Annotated in this window: 2 protein-coding genes and 3 pseudogenes; all 5 read left to right on the forward strand. The window is 60.8% G+C overall.

Features of this window, described 5'->3' with window-relative positions:
• On the forward strand, positions 1–1,135 hold a 1,135-nt coding region (locus A1351_RS25075), incomplete at its 5' end, for a ShlB/FhaC/HecB family hemolysin secretion/activation protein (RefSeq protein WP_064032027.1).
• Between the two features lie 119 nt (positions 1,136–1,254).
• Positions 1,255–2,184: pseudogene (locus A1351_RS26080) on the forward strand (DUF2341 domain-containing protein); the annotation flags it as partial.
• 411 nt (positions 2,185–2,595) lie between these two features.
• Positions 2,596–3,045: pseudogene (locus A1351_RS26085) on the forward strand (MotA/TolQ/ExbB proton channel family protein); the annotation flags it as partial.
• A gap of 5 nt (positions 3,046–3,050) precedes the next feature.
• The gene (locus A1351_RS02115; RefSeq protein ID WP_024881694.1) at positions 3,051–3,455 is read left to right on the forward strand and encodes a biopolymer transporter ExbD; all 405 of its coding nucleotides are present in this window, start codon (positions 3,051–3,053) and stop codon (positions 3,453–3,455) included.
• 31 nt (positions 3,456–3,486) lie between these two features.
• Positions 3,487–3,797 (forward strand): annotated as a pseudogene (locus A1351_RS02120) (energy transducer TonB); the annotation flags it as partial.

A 3,797-nucleotide genomic window follows, 5' to 3' on the forward strand; every position in this document is an offset into this window, starting at 1 on the left:
ACGCGCCGGTGTCGCGCCAGGCACGGTCGATGTCGATCTCGAAGTCGAAGACAAGCTTCCGCTCCATGCGAATATGGAGTTCAACAATCGTCGCTCGCCCAACACGACGCCTCAGCGCATCATCGGGACTGTGCGCTACGATAATCTTTGGCAACTCGGTCATTCGCTGAGCTTCACCTATCAGTCGGCGCCGCAGAAACGTTCCGACGCCGAGGTTTTCTCCGCCTCTTATCTCGCGCGCGTGCCGGACGTCGATTGGCTGGCGGTGCTCGCATATGGACTCACATCGACGAGCGACGTCGCCACTGTCGGCGGAGTGAATGTCGTCGGGCCCGGCCAGACCGTCGGATTGCGCGCTGTGATGTCGCTGCCGGCGATCGAGAATCTGTATCATTCCGTCTCGGTGGGGCTCGACTATAAGCACTACGGCGAGGTCGTCAGGATCGGAGCCGAAACTTCATCCTCCTCGCCGATCACCTATTATCCCCTGGTCGCGACTTACAACGCCACCTATCAGACCGAAAGTTCCACCACGCAGCTCAATGCGTCATTCACTTTGAATATGCGGCCGGCGGGCAGCAACGAGACAGCGTTCGACAACAAACGCGCCTATGCGTCGGGAAGCTTCACGCATTTCAATCTAGACGTTTCTCATCTGCAGGAGTTGCCGGGCGGCTTCCAGGGCTATGGCCGGATCGTCGGCCAGATCGCCGATGGCCCATTGGCCTCGAGCGAGCAGATCAGCGTCGGTGGTCTCGACACGGTGAGGGGCTATCTCGAATCCGAGGTCCTCGGCGACACTGGAGCCGCCGGCACAGTGGAACTGCGCAGCCCCAACGTGGGCGAAATTCTGCAGGATGCGTTCAAACGAGAAGCCGGCGCGGATCGCCTGCCAGTGAGCCTGTTCAACGAGTGGAGGCTGTTCGGCTTCGTCGACAAGGGGGTCGTCGAAGTCATTCACCCGCTGGCCGAGCAGCAGGCGCATTTCAATTTGTGGAGCTATGGCTTCGGGGCGCGCATCAAGCTGCTCGACCATGTGAGCGGCATGTTCGTCTATTCGATGCCAATGATAAGCCAACTCTATACGCAGGCGAAGGAGCCGCGCCTGAACTTTCGTGTCTGGGGTGAATTCTGATGACGACGATGACGTTCGACATGCCCATTCTATCCGAGCTGCGAGGCCGTCAATTGGCGCTCGAGTTCGCGCGCCGCCGCTTCCGCATCGCCTCGATGCTCTTCTGCGTCGCTACGATGATGACATTGTGGTCGTCCTCCGCATTCGCCTGGTGGAACGACGAGTGGCAGCTGCGCAAGAAAATCACCATCGACGTTAGCGCCTCTGGAGCCAATATCACGGATCCTATCGGCGCGACGCCGGTGCTGGTGCGACTGCACATAGGCAATTTCCGCTTTTCCGCAGCCAAAGAGGATGGCGGCGATCTGCGCTTCGTAGCCGGCGACGACAAGACGCCGCTCAAGCATCACATCGAGAAATTCGATCCCCTTCTAGGGGAGGCGTTGATATGGGTGGCCGCGCCGAATGTGCAGCCCGGCGCAAAGACGGACATATGGTTGTACTATGGCGACAAAAAAGCCGTCTCGACCGCTGATCCCAAAGGGACCTTTGATGCGGACGCCGCGCTCGTCTATCATTTCGCGGAACGCGGAACGCCGGCGCTCGACTCGTCAGTGTGGGGCAACAATGCGTCGAGCGTCGGTCAGCCAGCCGATGGCGCGATCATCGGCGGCGGCTTGCGGCTCGACGGCCGCGCGCCTCTTATTATTCCCGCGTCTCCGTCCTTGGCGCTAGCCGCTGGCGACGCTTTCACCTTTTCGGCTTGGGTCAAACCGGCGACGCTCGCGTCCGATGCGACGCTCTATAGCCGCCGCGCCGGCGCCGATGCATTGGCGATAGGCCTCGACAACGGTGCGCCTTACATCGAGGTGACGACAGCCGGCGCCGTCGCGCGCAGCGCCGTCGGAGCGCCTTGGACTGCGAATGCTTGGCGGCATCTCGCCGTTGTCGCTGGCGCGGGGCGCCTCTCGCTCTATGTCGACGGCCGCGTCTATGCGACGCTCGACGCCAGCGTTCCAGAGCTCCGAACGAGCGCTGCGATCGGCGGCGAAGCGGGCGCTTCCGGATTCGTCGGCGATATCGACGAATTGCAAATCGCCAAGAGTGCCCGTTCGGCCGGCTTCATCAAATTCGCTGCGATCGGACAGGGGCCGGATCCATCCAAGCTCATCTCCTTCAGCGTGGACGAAGAAACCGCGAGCTGGTTGTCCGGCTATATGGTGATCATCTTGAAATCGGTGACGCTCGATGGATGGATCATCATCGGCCTATTGATGATCATGGCGGCGATCAGCTGGCTCGTCATGATCGACCGCGCGACCTATTTGAACAGGCAGGCGAAGGCCAATGCGCAATTCATGAAGAGCTTTCGCGAGCTCGCGACCGATCTTACCGCGCTGGATCACAGCGACGATGAGGATGTGGCGACTTTGGGCGGCCGCATCAGCGAGCGGGACGCAGACAGCATGCGTCCATCATCGCTCTACCGAATCTATCACATCGGCGCTTCGGAGATCCGTCATCGCTTCGTCGCCTCCGGCGTGCGCAGGGGAGCGCTTTCCGGACCGTCGATCGCGGCGATCCGGGCGGCGCTCGACAGTGGGGTCGTCAAGGAGACGCAACAGCTCAATCGGATGATGGTCGTGTTGACCATCGCGATCTCTGGCGGGCCGTTCCTCGGCCTGCTCGGCACGGTCGTCGGCGTCATGATCACCTTCGCGGCGATCGCTGCGAGCGGAGATGTGAATGTCAATGCGATCGCGCCGGGTATCGCCGCGGCGCTGGTGGCGACCGTCGCCGGCCTCGGCGTCGCGATCCCCGCGCTGTTCGGATACAATTATCTCATCTCCCGCATCAAAGATCTGACGAGCGACATTCACGTTTTCGTCGACGAATTCGTGACGCGCATGGCCGAATCCTATTCCGAAGGCCGGTTCGAGGTCGTCGAGCGGCGAATTGCGGGGGAGTGACGCCAATGAAGATGCAAGACGAAGCCAAGCCCTATGACGATATCAACATCACGCCGATGCTCGATCTCGCCTATGTTCTACTAGTGATCTTCATCATCATGACGACAGCGACGGTGCAGGGCCAAAAGGTCAATCTGCCGAAGGCCTCCGCCGCTCCGAGCCTCGCCACGCAAACGACGAAAGCGATCACCATCGCCAATGATGGCAAGATTTTTCTCGACACGATTCCCGTCACCTTGCCAGAGCTCGAGCAGCGGCTCATCCAGCAGAAGGCGTTGACGCCGGAGTTTCCGATCGTGCTGCGCGGCGACGCGCAGGCGCAATATCAAAGCGTGATGGATGTTCTCGATCTCTTGTCGCGTATCGGCCTCACGCAAGTGGGGCTCGCCACCAAGCCGTTGGTGAAGTGAGCTGCCGCGCGCGAAATTCGGAGAAGGCGTCATGAATTCGTCGACTGGACAAAGTTATCGTCGGCCGGAGCGTGAAGCTTTCCAGCATCGCAATGACGCGTCTGTGAGAGGCTGGCTGCGCCGCCATAGGGCGACGATTGCGATCGGCGGCGCGGTTCTGTCGATCATCGCTATCGTCGTCCTTTCTGGACATGACGATCTTCCGGCGCCTCGCCGAATTCACGAGCTTTCGATCGTCAATATTCTTCAGCCGCCCCCTCCGCCTCCACCCCCTCCGCCGCCTGAGCAGAAGATGATCGAGCAGACGAAGGTGGACCAGCCGGAGTTCCAAGAGCCGAAGCC

Origin of the sequence: Methylosinus sp. R-45379 (genome assembly GCF_001644125.1) — a bacterium.
GTDB lineage: Bacteria > Pseudomonadota > Alphaproteobacteria > Rhizobiales > Beijerinckiaceae > Methylosinus.

What these genes read in the sequence shown, in the direction of transcription:
- A1351_RS02115 (WP_024881694.1), top strand. Translation starts at nt 3,051, where the DNA reads ATGAAGATGCAAGACGAAGCCAAGCCCTATGACGATATCAACATCACG.